The sequence below is a fragment of the Hydrogenophaga sp. L99 genome, assembly GCF_058731905.1.
Window position 1 is genome coordinate 3,941,206 of the sequence record NZ_CM178972.1, and the last position, 16,104, is coordinate 3,957,309.

General features: G+C 70.1%; 17 protein-coding genes. 7 read left to right on the forward strand and 10 right to left on the reverse strand.

Annotated elements, in window-relative coordinates; all coding sequences use genetic code 11:
• Positions 1–59: 59 nt before the first annotated feature.
• From AC4QBL_RS18875 to AC4QBL_RS18915, 9 genes are all read right to left on the reverse strand, one after another.
• Positions 60–737: a tetratricopeptide repeat protein gene (locus AC4QBL_RS18875; RefSeq protein ID WP_472900417.1), complete on the reverse strand. Its 678-nt coding sequence runs from the start codon at positions 735–737 to the stop codon at positions 60–62.
• On the reverse strand, positions 734–1,576 hold the full coding sequence (locus tag AC4QBL_RS18880) for an SDR family oxidoreductase (protein WP_472900416.1): 843 nt from the start codon (positions 1,574–1,576) through the stop codon (positions 734–736). The genes AC4QBL_RS18875 and AC4QBL_RS18880 overlap by 4 nt, the downstream gene beginning before the upstream one ends.
• A complete protein-coding gene (locus AC4QBL_RS18885) occupies positions 1,573–2,271 on the reverse strand; it encodes an iron-containing redox enzyme family protein (RefSeq protein ID WP_472900415.1) in 699 nt (232 codons plus the stop codon). The genes AC4QBL_RS18880 and AC4QBL_RS18885 overlap by 4 nt, the downstream gene beginning before the upstream one ends.
• Before the next feature lie 15 nt (positions 2,272–2,286).
• The gene (locus AC4QBL_RS18890; protein ID WP_472900414.1) at positions 2,287–3,756 is read right to left on the reverse strand and encodes an AMP-binding protein; all 1,470 of its coding nucleotides are present in this window, start codon (positions 3,754–3,756) and stop codon (positions 2,287–2,289) included.
• The gene (locus AC4QBL_RS18895) at positions 3,753–4,418 is read right to left on the reverse strand and encodes a thermostable hemolysin (RefSeq protein ID WP_472907708.1); all 666 of its coding nucleotides are present in this window, start codon (positions 4,416–4,418) and stop codon (positions 3,753–3,755) included. The genes AC4QBL_RS18890 and AC4QBL_RS18895 overlap by 4 nt, the downstream gene beginning before the upstream one ends.
• Positions 4,419–4,576: 158 nt before the next feature.
• The gene (locus AC4QBL_RS18900; RefSeq protein WP_472907707.1) at positions 4,577–4,972 is read right to left on the reverse strand and encodes a YbaN family protein; all 396 of its coding nucleotides are present in this window, start codon (positions 4,970–4,972) and stop codon (positions 4,577–4,579) included.
• Positions 4,969–5,376 (reverse strand): SirB2 family protein, encoded by a 408-nt coding sequence (locus tag AC4QBL_RS18905; protein WP_472907706.1) that lies wholly within the window; start codon positions 5,374–5,376, stop codon positions 4,969–4,971. Before AC4QBL_RS18905 ends, AC4QBL_RS18900 begins: the two co-directional genes overlap by 4 nt.
• 291 nt (positions 5,377–5,667) lie before the next feature.
• Positions 5,668–6,771 carry an alkene reductase gene (locus AC4QBL_RS18910; protein ID WP_305334926.1) on the reverse strand — a complete coding sequence of 368 codons (1,104 nt, stop codon included), beginning with the start codon at positions 6,769–6,771 and terminating at the stop codon, positions 5,668–5,670.
• Positions 6,772–7,009: 238 nt separating this feature from the next.
• Positions 7,010–8,305, reverse strand: coding sequence for an acyl-CoA dehydrogenase family protein (locus AC4QBL_RS18915; protein ID WP_472907705.1), 1,296 nt, complete (start codon positions 8,303–8,305; stop codon positions 7,010–7,012).
• A 198-nt stretch (positions 8,306–8,503) separates the two neighbouring features.
• Here AC4QBL_RS18915 and AC4QBL_RS18920 point away from each other — a divergent pair, with 198 nt between their 5' ends.
• The 3 genes from AC4QBL_RS18920 to AC4QBL_RS18930 are packed head-to-tail and all read left to right on the forward strand — an operon-like array spanning position 8,504 to position 11,459.
• Complete coding sequence (locus tag AC4QBL_RS18920) at positions 8,504–10,525, forward strand: ribonucleoside triphosphate reductase (RefSeq protein WP_472900411.1); 2,022 nt, start codon at positions 8,504–8,506, stop codon at positions 10,523–10,525.
• A gap of 36 nt (positions 10,526–10,561) precedes the next feature.
• Positions 10,562–10,753 carry an anaerobic ribonucleoside-triphosphate reductase gene (nrdD, locus tag AC4QBL_RS18925; protein WP_472900410.1) on the forward strand — a complete coding sequence of 64 codons (192 nt, stop codon included), beginning with the start codon at positions 10,562–10,564 and terminating at the stop codon, positions 10,751–10,753.
• The gene (locus tag AC4QBL_RS18930; RefSeq protein WP_472900409.1) at positions 10,710–11,459 is read left to right on the forward strand and encodes an anaerobic ribonucleoside-triphosphate reductase activating protein; all 750 of its coding nucleotides are present in this window, start codon (positions 10,710–10,712) and stop codon (positions 11,457–11,459) included. The genes nrdD and AC4QBL_RS18930 overlap by 44 nt, the downstream gene beginning before the upstream one ends.
• A 21-nt stretch (positions 11,460–11,480) precedes the next feature.
• Here AC4QBL_RS18930 and AC4QBL_RS18935 read toward each other — a convergent pair whose 3' ends face one another.
• On the reverse strand, positions 11,481–12,680 hold the full coding sequence (locus AC4QBL_RS18935; protein WP_472900408.1) for a DUF1513 domain-containing protein: 1,200 nt from the start codon (positions 12,678–12,680) through the stop codon (positions 11,481–11,483).
• A 168-nt stretch (positions 12,681–12,848) separates the two neighbouring features.
• Here AC4QBL_RS18935 and AC4QBL_RS18940 point away from each other — a divergent pair, with 168 nt between their 5' ends.
• The 4 genes from AC4QBL_RS18940 to AC4QBL_RS18955 all read left to right on the forward strand — a co-directional run bounded on the left by AC4QBL_RS18940 (position 12,849) and on the right by AC4QBL_RS18955 (position 16,089).
• Positions 12,849–13,388 carry an iron transporter gene (locus AC4QBL_RS18940; RefSeq protein WP_236962719.1) on the forward strand — a complete coding sequence of 180 codons (540 nt, stop codon included), beginning with the start codon at positions 12,849–12,851 and terminating at the stop codon, positions 13,386–13,388.
• A 167-nt stretch (positions 13,389–13,555) separates the two neighbouring features.
• Positions 13,556–13,855 (forward strand): cupredoxin domain-containing protein, encoded by a 300-nt coding sequence (locus AC4QBL_RS18945; RefSeq protein WP_492131614.1) that lies wholly within the window; start codon positions 13,556–13,558, stop codon positions 13,853–13,855.
• Positions 13,856–13,873: 18 nt separating this feature from the next.
• Entirely contained in the window at positions 13,874–14,713 is an 840-nt protein-coding gene (locus AC4QBL_RS18950) for an FTR1 family iron permease (RefSeq protein ID WP_472900407.1), read from the forward strand.
• A complete protein-coding gene (locus tag AC4QBL_RS18955) occupies positions 14,710–16,089 on the forward strand; it encodes a 4Fe-4S binding protein (RefSeq protein ID WP_236962716.1) in 1,380 nt (459 codons plus the stop codon). Before AC4QBL_RS18950 ends, AC4QBL_RS18955 begins: the two co-directional genes overlap by 4 nt.
• The last annotated feature ends 15 nt before the right edge of the window (positions 16,090–16,104 follow it).

Here is a 16,104-nt window from a genome sequence, read left to right on the forward strand (position 1 = left end):
GGCGAAAAAAAGGGCGGCCAACTGGCCGCCCTTTTTTCATGGTCCCACGCGATCCGTCTTCAGGACGTCTTGGCCTTTTGCAGCAGCGCGCGAGCCTCTTCGCGTCGGCCCTGGTCGGCCAGGGCGCGGCCGGGTCGGTCGGGTGCGGCCAGGGCTTTCTGCAGGAGCGCGGTGGCCTCGGGCGCCTGGCCGTTCTCCAACAGAAATTCGGCGTAGAAGAAGTTCGGGTCGATGCCCTGCGGATTGATCGTCAGTGCTTTTTGCAGCAGCTCGGCGGCCTTCTTCTTGTCTCCAAAACCGATCGGCCAGCCCGGCACCTTGTAGTACAGCACGCCCAGGCTGTTGTAGGCTGAACCGTCCAGAGCCTTGCCGTCGATCTGGATCGCCTGCTCGTACAGAGACTTGGCCTGCTTGACCAGCGGCAGCGCGCCCAGGCCGCCTTTTTCGCCCGCCCACGAGCTGACGATGATGCCTTCCCAGATCAGCGTTTCGGCCTTGCCGGCGTGGGCCTTGCTCAGGGCGCTGGCGCGCGCGGCCAGGGCTTCAAAGCGCTTTTCGCGCTCGGCGGCGGGCGCCTGGTAGCGGATGTTTTCCCAGCCTTGCTGCAATTCCTGCACCGCGTCGTCCACGCCGGCGGCGTGGGCTGGCAGGGTGATGGTCAGGCCCAGGCTGGCGCTGGCCAGCAGGGCGGCGGCGGCGCCGATCCAGCGGCGGCGTTGGAGATGCAAGGTGTTCATGTGGCGTGTCCTTTCAGTGGGGTGATGTCGTTCGGTATCGATGTTGGGGTGGGGGTGGGCAGGCTGTCGCGGTGGCGGCGGAAGCTGCCGTCCAGCCACTGCGGCACCAGGGCGTTCAAGCGCACAGCCAGCTTTTCGGGAAAGCCGAGAAAGCGTTCGGCCGTGCCGTCCTGCAGCAGCCGCAAGATCTCGCTGGCCACCACGTCGGGCGTGTCCTGCGCGGTGCCGGTGGCCTGGTTGTAGTGGCGCACGGCCGGGTCGTTGAAGCCGGTGTCGGTGCTGCGCGGTCCGATGTACTGCACCCGCACCTTCGTGCCCGTGAGTTCTCGGCGCAGCGCCTGCGCAAAACCGTGCAGGCCGAATTTGCTGGCGCTGTAGACGCTGAAACCCGGCAGGCCGATGCTGCCGAGCACCGAGCCCACAAACACCACCTGCGCGGCGGGCAGGCTTTGCAGCCGGGGCAGCAGGGCTTGCGTGAGCAGCATGGGCGCGAGCAGGTTGGTTTGCAGCACGGTGCCGATCGCGTCCGCGTCCTGTGCGTCCAGGCGGCCAAACGCGGGCACGCCGGCGTTGTGGATCACCACGTTGCAGTCCAGCCGCTGGGCTTCGCGGGCCAGCAGGGCGCGGTCATCGGCCCGGTTGATGTCGGCTTGTGTCCAGCGCACGCGGCGGGTGTCCGCGCCGGCCTGCACCAGCTGCTGGGCCTGTTGCTCCAGGCGTTCGGCCGAGCGTCCCACCAGCAGCACGGCCGCGCCGGCGTGCAGCAACGCGCGGGCGGTGGCCTGGCCAATGCCGCCGCTGGCGCCGGTCAGCAGCACCCGGGCTTCGGTGGGCTTCATGCGGGCACTCCCTGGGCGGCCGTGTGTGTGGCGGTGGTGGCCACCTGCGGCAGCGGCAGACCCCGGAACACGTCGGCGTACAAGCGGAAGAACGCGCGCGCCGCGTGCACGATGGCGGCCTGGTCCTGGGGGGCTTCGATGCGCTCCATCAGCATCGCGAAATGGGCCGTGTGTTCCTGGTCCAGCGTGCCGTGCGAGCGCAGGTAGCTGAACGCGGCATCGGGCAGGCCCAGCCCGCTCTGGATGCGGTCGGCCGCCATCAGCGCCAGCGCCACGCTGGTGCCTTCGAGCACATGCACCATGCCAAAAAAGCCCAGCGGGTTGCCGCGCGCGATGGTGTCGTAGGCGTAGGCCACCATCACCTCGGTGGCGTGGCTGGGGCGGCCGTGGCGCACCGACTCGGCGTCCACACCGCAGGCGCGCAGGTCGTCCAGGATCCACTCGTCATGACCCTGTTCTTCTTCCACGTATTCGTCCATCGCGTCGTACAACCACACGTGGTGCGCCGGCAGTGCGGCCTTGCAGGCCTTGAGCAGCGGCACCGTGTGTTTGACGTGGTGGTAGGCCTCGGTGAGGAAGGCGATGTAGCTGGGCAGCGAAACCTGGCCTTGCAGCGCGCCCTGGATGATGGGCACGCTCAGCAGGCCAGCGCGGGCGGCCTCGGTTTGTTGCAGCAGTTGGGTGTGGAAGCTCATGGGTTCTCCTGAAAATCAAGTGGCGGCGGGGGCCGGGCTGTCGCTCGTCAGGGCGTTCAGCGCATCGGCGTGGTGGTCAAAAATGGCGGGGCGCTGCGGCCGCCCATTGGCGGTGGCCAGGCCGGTGGCGGGGCTGAATTCGGCCCGTGCGCGCACCCAGTGGCCCAGGCGGGCGTAGTCGGGCAGCGTGGCGTTGGTGGCTTGCACGGCGGCGTGCAGTTGCGCGTCGGTGGTGTCGGGTCGCAGCGGCCAGAGCACGGCGCTCAGCGCGGGCTGCGCCTCGCCAAACACCACCGCCTGGGCAATGGCCGGGTCGCTGCGCAGCGCGGTTTCCACCCATTCGGGCGACACGTTGCGGCCGTAGGCGGTGATCAGCACATGGCGCAGACGGCCGCGCACCCACAGGTAGCCGTCGGCGTCCAGCTCGCCCACGTCGCCAGTGGCCCACTCGGCTGGCGCGGGTGTGGCGCTGCCCAGGTAGCCGCTCATCAGGCTGCCGGCCACGTGGATCTGGCCGTGTGCGTCCACGCGCAGCCGGGTGTGTGGCAGGGCGCGGCCGGCGCTGCCGGGCCGGTCGGCGCCGGGCAGGTTGAGCGTCTGCACCGAAGCGCCTTCGGACAGGCCGTAGCCCTCATAAGCCGGAATGCCCACCGCCCGCGCGCTGCGCATGAGCCGCTCGCCCACCGCCGCCCCACCCACGGCGACCATGCGCAGGCTGGCCGGTGCGCGCTGGCCGGTGGCCGCCAACCAGCCGGCCCAGGCGCGCAGCATTTGCGGCAGCAAGATCAGGCTGTGGGGTGCGTGCTGCACCACGGCGGCGTGGAAGGTGGCGGGATCAAAGCGCGACGAGCCTTGCAGGCCCAGGCTGGCCAGCGGCAGCACCACGCATTCGGCACCGCGTGCCAGCGGCGCCATCACGCCAGCGATGTTTTCCAGCAGCACCGCCAGCGGCAGCGCGCACAGGTGGCGGCGGATGTCCAGCGGTGCCAGCGCCTGCACCAGGCCCTGGGCCACGCGGTCCATGGCGGCCCCGCTCAGGCACACGCCCTTGGGGTTGCCGGTGGTGCCCGACGTGAACGTGATCTTGCGCGTGCCCGGTGGCATGGGCACCGCGCTGCCGGGCAGGCGCAGCAGCACCAGCGCATCCGGCCCGACCGGCAGCGGCATCGCGGGCGCTGTGGGCCAGTGAGCGGCCAGGGCCGGGGTGGCGACCAGTACGTCAGCGCCGCAGGCCTGCAGCGCGTGGCCCATTTGTTCGGGCGTGAAAAACACCGGCAGCGGCACATGCACCAGGCCGGCCTGGGCCAGCGCCCGGTCCAGCAGCACCCAGGCGGCGCCGTTGTCCAGCAGCGTGGCCACGGTGCGCAGGCCTTGGGCGTGCAGGGTGTCGGCGAGCCGGGTGGTGTGTTCGTGCAGTTCGGTGTGGGTCAGCTGAAAGCCGCCCTCGGTGAGGGCGGGGCTTTGCGATGAAAGCGGCGTGTTCATAACGTGGTTTCCCCGGCGCCAGGTTGGCTGGCGCGGCGGCCCATGAGCCGCAGCGCGGCTTGCAGCCGGCCAGCCAGCACCACCGGGCGGTGTTCGTAGTAGCGGCCCCAGGCGCCTAGGTCGTCGCCTACCGCAGCCGGGTCGGCCTGGCCCAGCGCCAGTGGCGTCACACCCAGTCGCACGAACAGGTGGCGCAGCTCCTGGGTCAGGGTGCTCACCACCCATTCGGTCACGCGGTGGTCCGGTTGCTGTGCCAGGTGCTGGCCCAGCAACAAGATCAGGTGGCGGCCTTCGCCGGCGCGGTCGGCTGCCAGGTGGCCCACTTCCACAACGGAGCGCCGCGCCACCGGCGCGCCGTGTTGTGCGCCCAGCAGGTCTTCGATCGGGGCGCTCAGGTAGCGCTCCAGGAACAGCGGACCGGCGTCTGCAAAGCGGTAGCCTGCCGCAGCTACGATGTCACCGCTGAGCGGGTCATGCAGGCTCACCAGGCAGGGCGCAAACTGCTGCACACAAGCGCCGAAGCGTTGCGCATAGATGCGGGCAATGAAGGCCTGCACCGCGCCGCGCCCGGGGTCGTCTGCACCGTGCACCTGCAATGTATTCACGCCAGCGCGGTGCGTGGGGCATTCGGGCGCCGCGTGGCGCAACAAGGAAAGGGTCATGGCAAACGCTCCAGGGTCGTTTCCCCGTCCTGGCGGGATGGGGTCTGGGAGCGATGGTGGTGACGCTGGCTTAAGGGATCCTTAGGCCGGTTGTTGGGGCGGATCGGTGCATGCGAAGTGGGTGATCACCGGGGGCCAAGCTTGCCTTTGTCAGCCCATCAGCGTTTTCGTGTGGGCATGCGCAGCACCACCCAGGCACCGACCGCGGCTGTGGCCAGCAGCACCAGCTGTATGGCCACGCGCCCGTGAAAACTCCAGATGGACAAGCTCACCATCACCGCCATCGACAGCACCGCCACCGTCTTGCTGCGCCGCGTCAGGCTGCGGTCGCGTTCCCAGTCGCGCAGCATCGGTCCCATCCAGCGGTGGTTCAGCATCCAGCGGTGCAGGCGCGGCGAGGCCTTGGCGTAGCAGGCCGCTGCCAGCAGCATGAAGGGGGTGGTGGGCAGGCCCGGCAGCAGCACCCCCAGCAGCCCCAGAGCGAGTGACAGCGAGCCGGCCAGCCACAGCAGGCCGCGCACCACACGCGAGCGATGCCAGGGATCCGGGTTCAAAGGCGCCACCAGCCGAGCGGATGCCGTGACAGCGCCACCGACGCCATGAAAGCCAGCACCGTGAGCGCCAGCAGGCCAAAGGCGAACTTGTGCCCCCGCGTGCGCCCGCGCTTGAGTGCGAACGTGCCCAGCCCGATGTAGACCACCAGCAGGCCCAGTTTGGTGCCCAGCCAGGGCTGGTGCAGCGGGTGCAGTTGCAGCAGCCACCACAAGGCGATGCCAGCGCCCAGCAGCGCTGTGTCGATCACCACGCTCAGCCGGCGCGACAGGCGCTGCATGGGCCAGCGCAAACCCGCCAACACACCCAGCCAGCGCAAGAAAAACAGGCCAGCGCTCAGCGTGACCAGACCGATGTGGGCGTGGAGAAGGCCAGGGTAGAGGGTGCCGAAGAGTGAAGCCTGCATGGGTGGGCGCGGGTCGTGGGGCGGTGGTGAGACGGCATTGTCCGCCAACCCGCCAACCCGCTGACGCGCCCGGTGCACCGGGCGCCTGGTTCAGAGAATCTTCTTGCGCAGCGCTGAGTCGCTCCACCAACACCACGAGCGCAAAGATGGCCAGGATGAGGGTGGCGGCTTCGTCGTTGTGGAACAGATCCATCGCCACCGTCAACGCAATGCCGATCCCACCAGCCCCCACCAGACCGAGCACGCCCGCGGGTACGCGCCGCACGATGGCCGCCGCAGGGCGGACGCGATTCAGTCGGTGAGGGTCGGGTAGTCGGTGTAGCCTTCAGCGCCGCCACCGTAGAAGGTGTTTTTGTCCGGCGTGTTGAATGGGCCACCGGCCTTCAACCGTGCCACCAGATCCGGGTTGGCGATGTAGGCCTTGCCAAAAGCCACCAGGTCGGCACCGTCGGCCAACGCCTGCTCGGCCAGCGGCAGGTCGTAGCCGTTGTTCACCATCCAGGCACCTTGGCCACCCGCTGCGCGGTAGGCGGATTTCAGTGCCGCGTAGTCGAAGGGGCGCTCGGGCAGTTCGCGCGGGCCGCCGGTGGCGCCTTCGATGATGTGCACATAGGCCAGGTGATGCGGAGCCAGTTTGCGGACCACGTACTCGAACAGCGGCTGCGGATCGGCGTCCACCACGTCGTTGGCCGGCGTCACCGGCGAGAGGCGGATGCCGGTGCGTGCGCCGCCGATGGCGTCCGTGACGGCGGCCACCACTTCGAGCAGCAGGCGTGCGCGGTTGGTGATGCTGCCGCCGTAGTCGTCGGTGCGCTGGTTGCTGCCGGTTTTCAGGAACTGGTCGATCAGGTAGCCGTTGGCGGCGTGGATCTCCACCCCGTCGAAGCCGGCGGTGATGGCGTTCATCGCGGCGTGGCGGTAGTCCTGCACGATGCCGGGGATTTCTTCGGCGTCGAGCGCGCGCGGCTCGGAGGTGTCGACGAAGGTCGGCACGCCGTCCTTGATCAGCACGGTCTTGGTGTGGGCGCGGATGGCCGAGGGCGCAACCGGCTTCTGGAAGTGGGGCTGCAGGTCGGTGTGCGAGACGCGGCCCACATGCCAGAGCTGGGTGACGATTTTGCCGCCAGCGGCGTGCACCGCTTTCGTCACGCGCTTCCAGCCATCGAGCTGCTCGGTGCCATACAGGCCGGGCACGTCGGCGTAGCCCTGGCCTTGCTGGGTGATGGCGGTGGCTTCGGTGATCAGCAGGCCGGCACTGGCGCGCTGCGCATAGTACTCGGCCATCAGCGGCGTCGGGATGGCGTCGGGCGCGCGGTTGCGGGTGAGCGGCGCCATGACGATGCGGTTGGCGAGGTGCAGGCCGCCGGCTTGTAGGGGGTCGAAAAGGGTGGTCATGGTTCAACAGAAAATGGAAACGAAGGGTACAGCCTACGGCCAAACCGGCGCGCCTGCCAGCAACCGCTGGACAAGGCCCGGGCGCGGGACGGTTTTGTGGCCGCCGCGCTGCACGCCCTGTGCTTCAGGTCTGCCAACGGATGCGTGAAGGCTTTGCAAGAGGTTCGCCTTTCTGTTGGATCGGCTGCCGTCCCGGTCACGAGGTCACGGGTTGACGATCCGCGAAAAGCAGGGGCGGCTAACGAAGGTGCGGCGGTGTGCGCATCTGCTCGGGCGTGGTGAAGTAGGCTGAAGACGCGCCCATGCGCGCGCGTGCCCGCTCCAGTTCGTGGCGCGCCACGCTGCGCAGGTGGACTTCGTCGGGCCCGTCGAGCAGGTGCAGGGCGCGGCCCCAGGTCCAGAACTGCGCCAGCGGCGTGTCGGGCGAGAGGCCCATGGCACCGAAGATCTGCATCGCGCGGTCCACCACGCGGGTCTGCAGGCCCGCGGCCACCACCTTGATCGCGGCCACCTGCGCGCGCAAGGCCGCGGGCTCGGTGCGCTCCGGGTGGTCGAGCAGCCAGGCGCAGCGCAGCACCAGCAGGCGCGCCTGGTCGATCTCGATGCGCGACCGTGCGATCCACTCCTGGACGTTGGCGTAGTCCGCCAGGTATTTGCCGAAGGTCTGGCGCTCCAGCGCGCGTTCGGTGGCGAGTGCCAGCGCCAGCTCGCACTGGCCGATGGTGCGCATGCAGTGGTGCACGCGGCCCGGCCCCAGCCGAGCCTGCGCCATCGCAAAGCCTTCGCCCCAGCCGCCGAGCAGGTGGTCGGCCGGCACGCGCACTTGGCGGAACACGATCTCGCCATGCCCCTCGGGCGCGTGGTGGTGCACCACGCTGATGTTGCGCACCACGTCCACGCCCGGCGTGTCCAGCGGCACCAGCACCATGCTGTGCTGGTGGTGCCGGGTCTCGGCCGCGGCGCTGTGATCGGGCGCGTTGCGCGCCATCACGATCAACAGCCTGCAATGCGGGTGCGCCACGCCGGTGATGAACCACTTGCGGCCGTTGAGCACGAGGTCGTCGCCCTCGCGCCGCACCGTGGTCTGCAGGTTGGTCGGGTCCGACGAGGCCACGTCGGGTTCGGACATGGCGAAGGCGGATCGGACCGTTCCATGGAGCAGCGGCGTGAGCCACTGCGTGCGCTGCGCGGATGTGGCGAAGCGGTGCAGCAGCTCCATGTTGCCGGTGTCGGGCGCGCTGCAGTTGAACACCTCGGCCGCCCAGTGCAGTTGGCCCATGGCCTCGGCCAGCGGCGCGTAGTCGAGGTTGCCCAGCCGGGTGCCGGGCTCGTCTTCGCGCAGCCCGGGCAGGAACAGGTTCCACAGCCCTTCCTCGCGCGCCAGGGTCTTCAGGTCTTCGAGGAAGGGTGGCGGGTAGTCCCCCTGCTGCACCGCCTGGTGCCAGGCCGCGTTGTGCGGCAGCAGGTAGGTGTGCATGAAGGTCTCCAGCTGCTGCTGGAGCGCCTGCGCCCGGGGGCTGTGATCGAAGTCCATGCCGGGATTCTTCAGGCTCAGCGCGGTCCTGTCAGAACGCGCGTGACAGCCGCACCCGGTTGACGCAGATCAAGCCGGTGAAAGGCCTGAAACGGCGTTGGAAGCTGCGTCGACCTTGCGTCAAATCAAACTACCTATGGTGTCTGGCGGGTATCTTGAACACCATAGGTAGTGTTTTTGATCCAGGAGGCGAGAGCTATGAAAGATGCGATGGTGGTCAGTCTTCCAAGGGAGGTGATCAAGCGTTCGGGCCTGCGCGAGGCCTTCGATGCCGACAAGATCCGGTCCGCGCTGGCGCGGGCCGGCCAGGCCAGCGGCGAGTTCGACGGCGCCGAAGCCGCGCTGTTGTGTGCCCAGGTGGTCAAGGTGCTGATCCACCGCTTCAAGGGTGCGCCGCCCGGCATCGAGCCGATCCAGGACGTGGTCGAACAGACGCTGATCGCGGCCAACCACCTCCAGACCGCGCGCGCCTACATCGTCTACCGCGAGCAGCACGCCACGCTGCGCGCCGACCAGCAGACGCTGGTGGATGTGGAATCGTCGATCAACGAGTACCTCACGCGCGCCGACTGGCGCGTGAACGCCAACGCCAACCAGGGTTATTCGCTGGGCGGGCTGATCCTGAACGTGGCCGGCAAGGTCACGGCCAACTACTGGCTTTCGCACGTCTACACGCCCGAGATCGGGCAGGCGCACCGCGAGGGCGACCTCCACATCCACGACCTCGACATGCTCAGCGGCTACTGCGCGGGCTGGTCGTTGCGCACCCTGCTCAACGAAGGCCTCAACGGCGTGCCGGGCAAGGTGGAGTCGGGGCCGCCGAAACACATGTCCTCGGCCGTGGGGCAGATCGTGAACTTCCTGGGCACGCTGCAGAACGAGTGGGCCGGCGCGCAGGCCTTCTCGTCGTTCGACACCTACATGGCGCCCTATGTGCGCCAGGACGGCATGGATTACGCGGCCGTGCGCCAGTGCATCCAGGAGCTGATCTACAACCTCAACGTGCCCTCGCGCTGGGGCACGCAGACGCCCTTCACCAACCTCACCTTCGACTGGGTCTGCCCCGACGACCTGCGCGAGCAGGTGCCGGTGATCGCCGGGCAGGAAATGCCGTTCTGCTACGGCGATCTGCAGGCCGAGATGGACCTGATCAACCGCGCCTACATCGAGGTGATGACCGAGGGCGACGCCAAGGGGCGGGTCTTCACCTTCCCCATCCCCACCTACAACATCACGCCCGATTTCCCCTGGGAGAGCGAGAACGCGCGGCGCCTGTTCGACATGACGGCCAAGTACGGCCTGCCGTACTTCCAGAACTTCATCAACTCCGAGCTGCAGCCGAACATGGTGCGCTCCATGTGCTGTCGCCTGCAGCTTGATCTGCGCGAGCTGCTCAAGCGCGGCAACGGCCTGTTCGGCAGCGCCGAGCAGACCGGCAGCCTGGGCGTGGTCACGGTGAACTGCGCGCGCCTGGGGCATGTGCACGCGGGCGACGAGGCCGGCCTGCTGGCCGCGCTCGACCGCCTGCTGGCGTTGGGCCAACAGAGCCTGGAGACCAAGCGCAAGCTGATCCAGCGCCTGATGGACCAGGGCCTGTTCCCGTACACCAAACGCTACCTGGGCACGCTGCGCAACCACTTCAGCACCCTGGGCGTGAACGGCATCAACGAGATGGTGCGCAACTTCACCGGCGACGCGCACGACATCACCACCGACGACGGCCACGCCTTCGCGCTGCGCTTCCTCGACCACGTGCGCGAACGCATCGTGGCCTTCCAGGAGGAGACCGGCCACCTGTACAACCTGGAGGCCACGCCCGCGGAGGGCACCACCTACCGCTTCGCCCGCGAAGACCGCAAGCGCTGGCCCGCGATCCTGCAGGCCGGCACGCCCGAGCAGCCCTACTACACCAACTCTTCGCAGCTGCCCGTGGGCTTCACCGACGACCCGTTCGAGGCGCTGGAGCGCCAGGCCCCGCTGCAGCGCAAGTACACCGGCGGCACCGTGCTGCACCTGTACATGGGTGAACGCCTGACCAGCGGCGAGGCCTGCCGCGCGCTGGTGCAGCGCGCGCTGACGAACTTCCGCCTGCCCTACATCACCGTCACCCCCACCTTCTCCATCTGCCCCACCCACGGCTACCTCGCGGGCGAGCACCCGTTCTGTCCGGTCTGCGACGCTGAGAAGCTGGCCGCCAAACGCCAGCTGCAGGCCGCTTGATGCCCCGTCTTTCAACCACCCCAAAAGGAAACACCCATGAACACATCCACCCCATCGGCCGTCAGGTCAACGGCCGCTGACATGTCCCTGCGCGACGACGAACGCCAGCCCTGCGAGGTCTGGACCCGCGTCATGGGCTACCACCGGCCGGTCAGCAGCTTCAACCGGGGCAAACAGGGCGAACATGCCGAACGCCGATTCTTTGCCGAGCCGGCCGACCGCGCCTGAGGTCGCGGGCACCGCCGCACCACCACCCGCGACCCGTGGTGCGCAGGCGCTGCGCATCGGCGGACTCACGCGGCTGACCGGGGTTGATTTCCCGGGCCGGCTGGCGGCGGTGGTGTTCCTGCAGGGCTGTCCGTGGCGCTGCGTGTACTGCCACAACCCGGGGCTGCTCGACGCCGCGGTTCCGGGGGCCCTGTCGTGGCAGGCGGTGCACGGCTTCCTGCGGCAGCGCCGCGGGCTGCTCGACGGCGTGGTGTTCTCGGGCGGCGAGCCCACGCTGCAGGCGGCGCTGGGCCCGGCCCTGGCCGAGGTGCGCGCGCTCGGTTTTGCCACCGGCCTGCACACCGGCGGCATGTACCCCGAGCGACTGCAGCGGGTGTTGCCGCAGCTGGACTGGGTCGGGCTGGACATCAAGGCGCCGCAACACCGCCACGACCAGGTCACCGGCACACGCGGCGGCGGCGCGCGCGCGGCACGCAGCCTGCGCCTGCTGCAGCACAGCGGGGTGGCGCTGGAGTGCCGCACCACCTGGCACGCCGGCCTGTTCGGGCGGGATGACCTGTTCCGCCTGGCCGACGCGTTGGCCGCGCAGGCGGTGTCGCACTGGGTGCTGCAGACCTGCCGCAGCCCGGGCCTGGCTGCCCCGGTGCTCGACGCGGAGGACCTGGCCGCCCTGGCCGCGCGGTTTGCCCGGTTCGAATGCCGCTGAAGCGCCGCCCTGGCGGGTGGCTCAGCCCAGCACGACCCAGTGGTTGTCGGGCGTCATGGCGCCGGGCCAGGCCAGCATGGCCGGTGGCAGGGCCGGGTGCCAGAAGCCGACCCCGCGGCTCGCGCCCATCAGCACCCCGCCGCTTCCCGGCCAGGGCGCCAGCGCGCAGGGTTCGGTGAGCCGTGCGATGGTGGTCCAGCGGTCCGGTGCGTCGGGGTGCCAGAGCAGGCCTTCGTGGCTGCGCTGGCCGCTCACGATGAAGCCACCACCGGGACCGGGCGCGATGTCGCCCGCGTAGCCATTCCCGGCGATGCCGCGGCTGGCCAGCCGCAGGTCCTGCCCGTCCCAGAGCGCCAGCACGGGCGCGTCGCGGCGCTGGGCGGCCTCGTCGTGTTCGGCCTGCAGCGCGATGCCCAGCAGCGGCGCGCGCGCCGGTGTGCCGTCGCCGGGGCCCACCGGCAGGCCCCAGGCCACATGGCGCAGGCTCAGGCGCGGGTCGCCCAGCCGCCACTGACCCAGCAGCGCGCCGCTCCGCGGCTCCAGCCGCACCAGCGACGGGTCCATGGCCTCCAGCCGGGTTTTCTGGCCGCTGGCGGTGCGCGGAATGCCCCCGTTGACGACCAGCAGCGCCCCGCCAGCGTCCAGTGCCATGTGGTGCGGGTCCAGGCCGTGGCTGGGCCATTGCGCGACCCGTTGCAGCGTGCGGTGGTCGCGCACACCGATCCAGCCACGGCCGTCGCGGGTGTCGGTTTCGGTGGTGTAGAGCCACTGCCCGTCGGCGCTCGCCAGCACGTGGCCACCCAGGGTGCGGTGCGGGGTTTCGGCGTCGATCAGGTGCCGGGTCTGCAGCTCACCCAGTGGGTCGCAGCGCAGCAGCCAGCGGCCGGGCCGGGTGGCGACGGCGAGGAAACCGCCGCCGGGCTCGGGCAGCAGACCGTGGGCACGCCCCTGCACCGGCAGGTGGGCGGCCACGCGCACCTCGCGCGCAGCCCAGTCGAGTTCAAGCACACCCACCTGGTCGCAGTCGCGGCCGCAGTCGGGGGTGTTGCCGTGGCTGCGCCAGGCGGCGGCCAGGCGCACCCGGGATGGCAGGGGTGGGGCCCCGATGATGTCGGAAGGGGCGGTGTCGCTTTGCGCCAGGGTCGGGGCGCTGACGGCGCCCGAGGCCAGCAGCCAGGCGGTGTGGCGCAGCAGGGTGCGGCGGTGCAGGTCGGTGCTCATGGAGGCAGGCAGAAGTGAGGGGAGGGGCCGGACAACAGCGTCCGTGAGCATCTTGGTCATGGGCTCCGGCCGGAACCTTGATGTGGGTCAATTGAATGATATTGATTCTTGTTTAGCATCGCCCTGCATTCAGCCATCGGGCTGTCTCACCACCTTAAGGATCACCACATGAACCACCCGTTGCTCGCGATCGCCCTGGCGGGCGCTGTCCTGTTCTCCCTGCCGTCCCATGCCAAGGAATTCCCGATCGGCACGCCGCACAAGGTGGCCGGCATGGAGATCGCCGCGGTCTACCTGGCACCGGTCAAGATGGAGCCCGAGGGCATGATGCGCAAGGCCGAGGCCTCGGACATCCACCTGGAAGCCGACATCCACGCGCTCAAGGACCACCCGAACGGCTTCGAGGAAGGGGCCTGGATGCCCCACCTCAGCATTCATTTCGAGCTGGTCAAGCTGGGCACGACCGAGAAGGTCAGCGGCCACTTCATGCCCATGGTGGCCTCCGACGGCCCGCACTACGGCGACAACGTCAAGCTGATGGGTCCCGGCAAATACAAGCTGACCCTGCGCATCAGCCCGCCCGGCGGCCACGCGGCGCATTTTGGCCGCCACACCGACAAGGAAACCGGCGTCGGCCCGTGGTTCAAGCCCTTCGACGTGAGCTACGAGTTCACTTTTGCGGGCACGGGCAAGAAAGGCGGGTACTGATGCACCCCCCGCGCCGCTTCGCGTCACCCCCCTCAAGGGGGGCGATGCCAGTGGCCCGGCGAAGCCGGTTCCACGGCATCCTGGGGGGAGGCACGCGCTCCGGGAATGTTGCGAACGCCAGGAACACCGGGAATGGCCGTGGTGCCTCGCTGCTGGCGGCGTTGCTGATGGGGTCGGCCCTGGGTCTGGCGCAGGCGGGCGACATGCCGACCTACCGGCTCACGGCGCGGGAGGGGCGGTTCGAGCCGGCGGAGCTGGCGGTGCCGCAGGGGGCGAAGTTCCGGCTGGAGATCACGAATGCCGGGCGCGATCCGGTGGAGTTCGAGAGCCTGGAGCTGCGCAAGGAAAAGGTGCTGGCGCCGGGCGTGACCTCGTCGCTGGTGTTCCGTCCGCTGGACGCGGGCCGCTACCGCTTCTTCGACGACTTTCACCAGACCACGGGGCAGGGCGCCATCGTGGCGCGCTGACACCCACAGGAGCACGCCATGGGCGAGGTCATCTTCATCACCTGGCGCGAAAGCGTGGAAGCGCTGCTGGTGGTCGGCATCCTGCACGCCTGGCTCAGCGAGCGCCCCGACCGGGCCTGGGGCCTGCGCTGGCTCTGGGCGGGCGTGGCGCTGGGCCTGGCCGCCGCGCTCGGGCTGGCGCTGCTCATGCTGGGTGCGGCCAGCGTGCTGGACGGCGAGTCCGGTGAATGGTTCCAGGCCGCGATGGTGCTGAGCGCGGCGGCGCTGATCCTGCAGATGGTGTGGTGGATGCGCCGCCATGGGCGCGCCCTGCGCCAGGACCTCGAACAGCAGGCCGCGGGCCAGCTCGCGCGTGCCAGCGGCTGGGGCATCGCGCTGCTGGCGGCGCTGGCCATCGCGCGCGAGGGCAGCGAAACCGTGATCTTTCTCTACGGCGTGGCGGGCCGGCACACCGGCGCCGGCCAGCTGGGTTTCGCCGCCTCGGCGCTGCTGGGCCTGGGGCTGGCGCTGGCGAGCTTCTGGCTGCTGCGGTCGGGCCGGCGCTGGCTGTCGTGGCGCCGCTTCTTCCAGATCAGCGAGGCCCTGCTGCTGTTGCTCGCCGCGTCCCTGTGGGTCAACGCGGTGGACCGGCTGATCTCGCTGGACGTGTTGCCCACGCTGGTGGACCCGCTCTGGAACAGCGCGGACCTCCTGGACGACAGCGGCGCCGTGGGCGGCCTGCTCGCGGCGCTGACCGGCTACCGGGCGCAGCCCGCGCTGACCACGGTGCTGGCCTACGCCGGGTTCTGGCTCGGTGTGGTGGCGCTGTTGCGCGCCGGCCAGCCGGCGCGGGTCCGTCCGGTCGCGGTGGCTCCATGAGCGCCGCACCGGGCCGCCCCGTGGGCGCGCTGGCGGCGCTGGGCCACACCATGCGCCGCCACGGGCGCCTGATCCGCGGCATCCAGTGGGCGATCGTGGTGTTCTACGGCGTGCTGGTGGTGTTGCCGGCGTTCCTGCCGCTGCCCGACGACGAAGCGCGCATCCTGAACCACCTCGGCCTGTTCGCGCAGTTCCTGTTCTGGGGCGTCTGGTGGCCCTTCGTGCTGCTGAGCATGGTGCTGTTGGGGCGCGTGTGGTGCGGGGTGTTCTGCCCGGAGGGCGCGCTCAGCGAGGCCGTCAGCCACCACGGGCGCGGGCGCGGCATCCCGCGCTGGATGCGCTGGGGCGGCTGGCCCTGCACGGCCTTCGTCATCACCACGGTCTATGGCCAGCTGGTCAGCGTCTACCAGTACCCCCAGGCGGCGCTGCTCGTGCTGGGCGGCTCCACGGTCGCGGCGGTGGTGGTGGGCCTGCTGTACGGGCGCGGCAAGCGGGTGTGGTGCCGCCACCTGTGCCCGGTCGGCGGGGTGTTCGGCCTGCTGGCGCGGCTGGCGCCGTTGCACTTCCGGGTGGACCGCGCGCGCTGGGAGGCGCGCACCGGCGGCATCGTCGCCCTGCCCAACTGCGCCCCCCTGATCGACATCCGCCGCATGGAGGGCGCGTCGGCCTGCCACATGTGCGGGCGCTGCAGCGGCCAGCGCGACGCCGTGGCGCTGGCCCTGCGACCGCCGGGGGTGGAGATCTCGGTGAACGGGCAACGGGCCGCCGGGGGCTGGGACACGGTGCTGCTGCTGTTCGGCCTGATCGGCGTGGCGATGGGGGCCTTCCACTGGGCGGCCAGCCCCTGGTACGTCACGCTGCGCGTGGCGGCCGCCGACTGGCTGATCGAACACGGCGGCGTGTGGATGCTCGCCGACAACGCGCCGTGGTGGCTGCTGACGCACTACCCCCAGAACCACGACAGCTTCTCGTGGCTCGACGGCGCCCTGATCGCCAGCTACATCCTGGCCACGGGCGTGCTCCTGGGCGCGGCGCTGTACGCGCTGTGCGTCGCCGGCGCGCGGCTGCTGGGGCGCCCCGGTGCCCGGCACCACCTGGCCCTGGCCTACGTGCCGCTGGGCGGCTGCGGGGTGTTTCTGGGGCTGTCGATGACCACCCTGTCGATGCTGCGGCACGAGGGCGTGGCGCTGCCCTGGGTGGGCACGGCGCGCGCCCTGCTGCTGGCGGGCGCCGCCGCCTGGAGCCTGTGGCTGGCGTGGCGCTGCACGGCCCGGTACGGCGCGTCGATCCCCCGCCGCCTGGCGGCCCTGGTGCCGATGACCGCAGGGGCGCTGCTGATCGCCGGCGGCTGGGGCCTGCTGTTCTTCTGGTGGTGACGCCCGCCGCCGGGG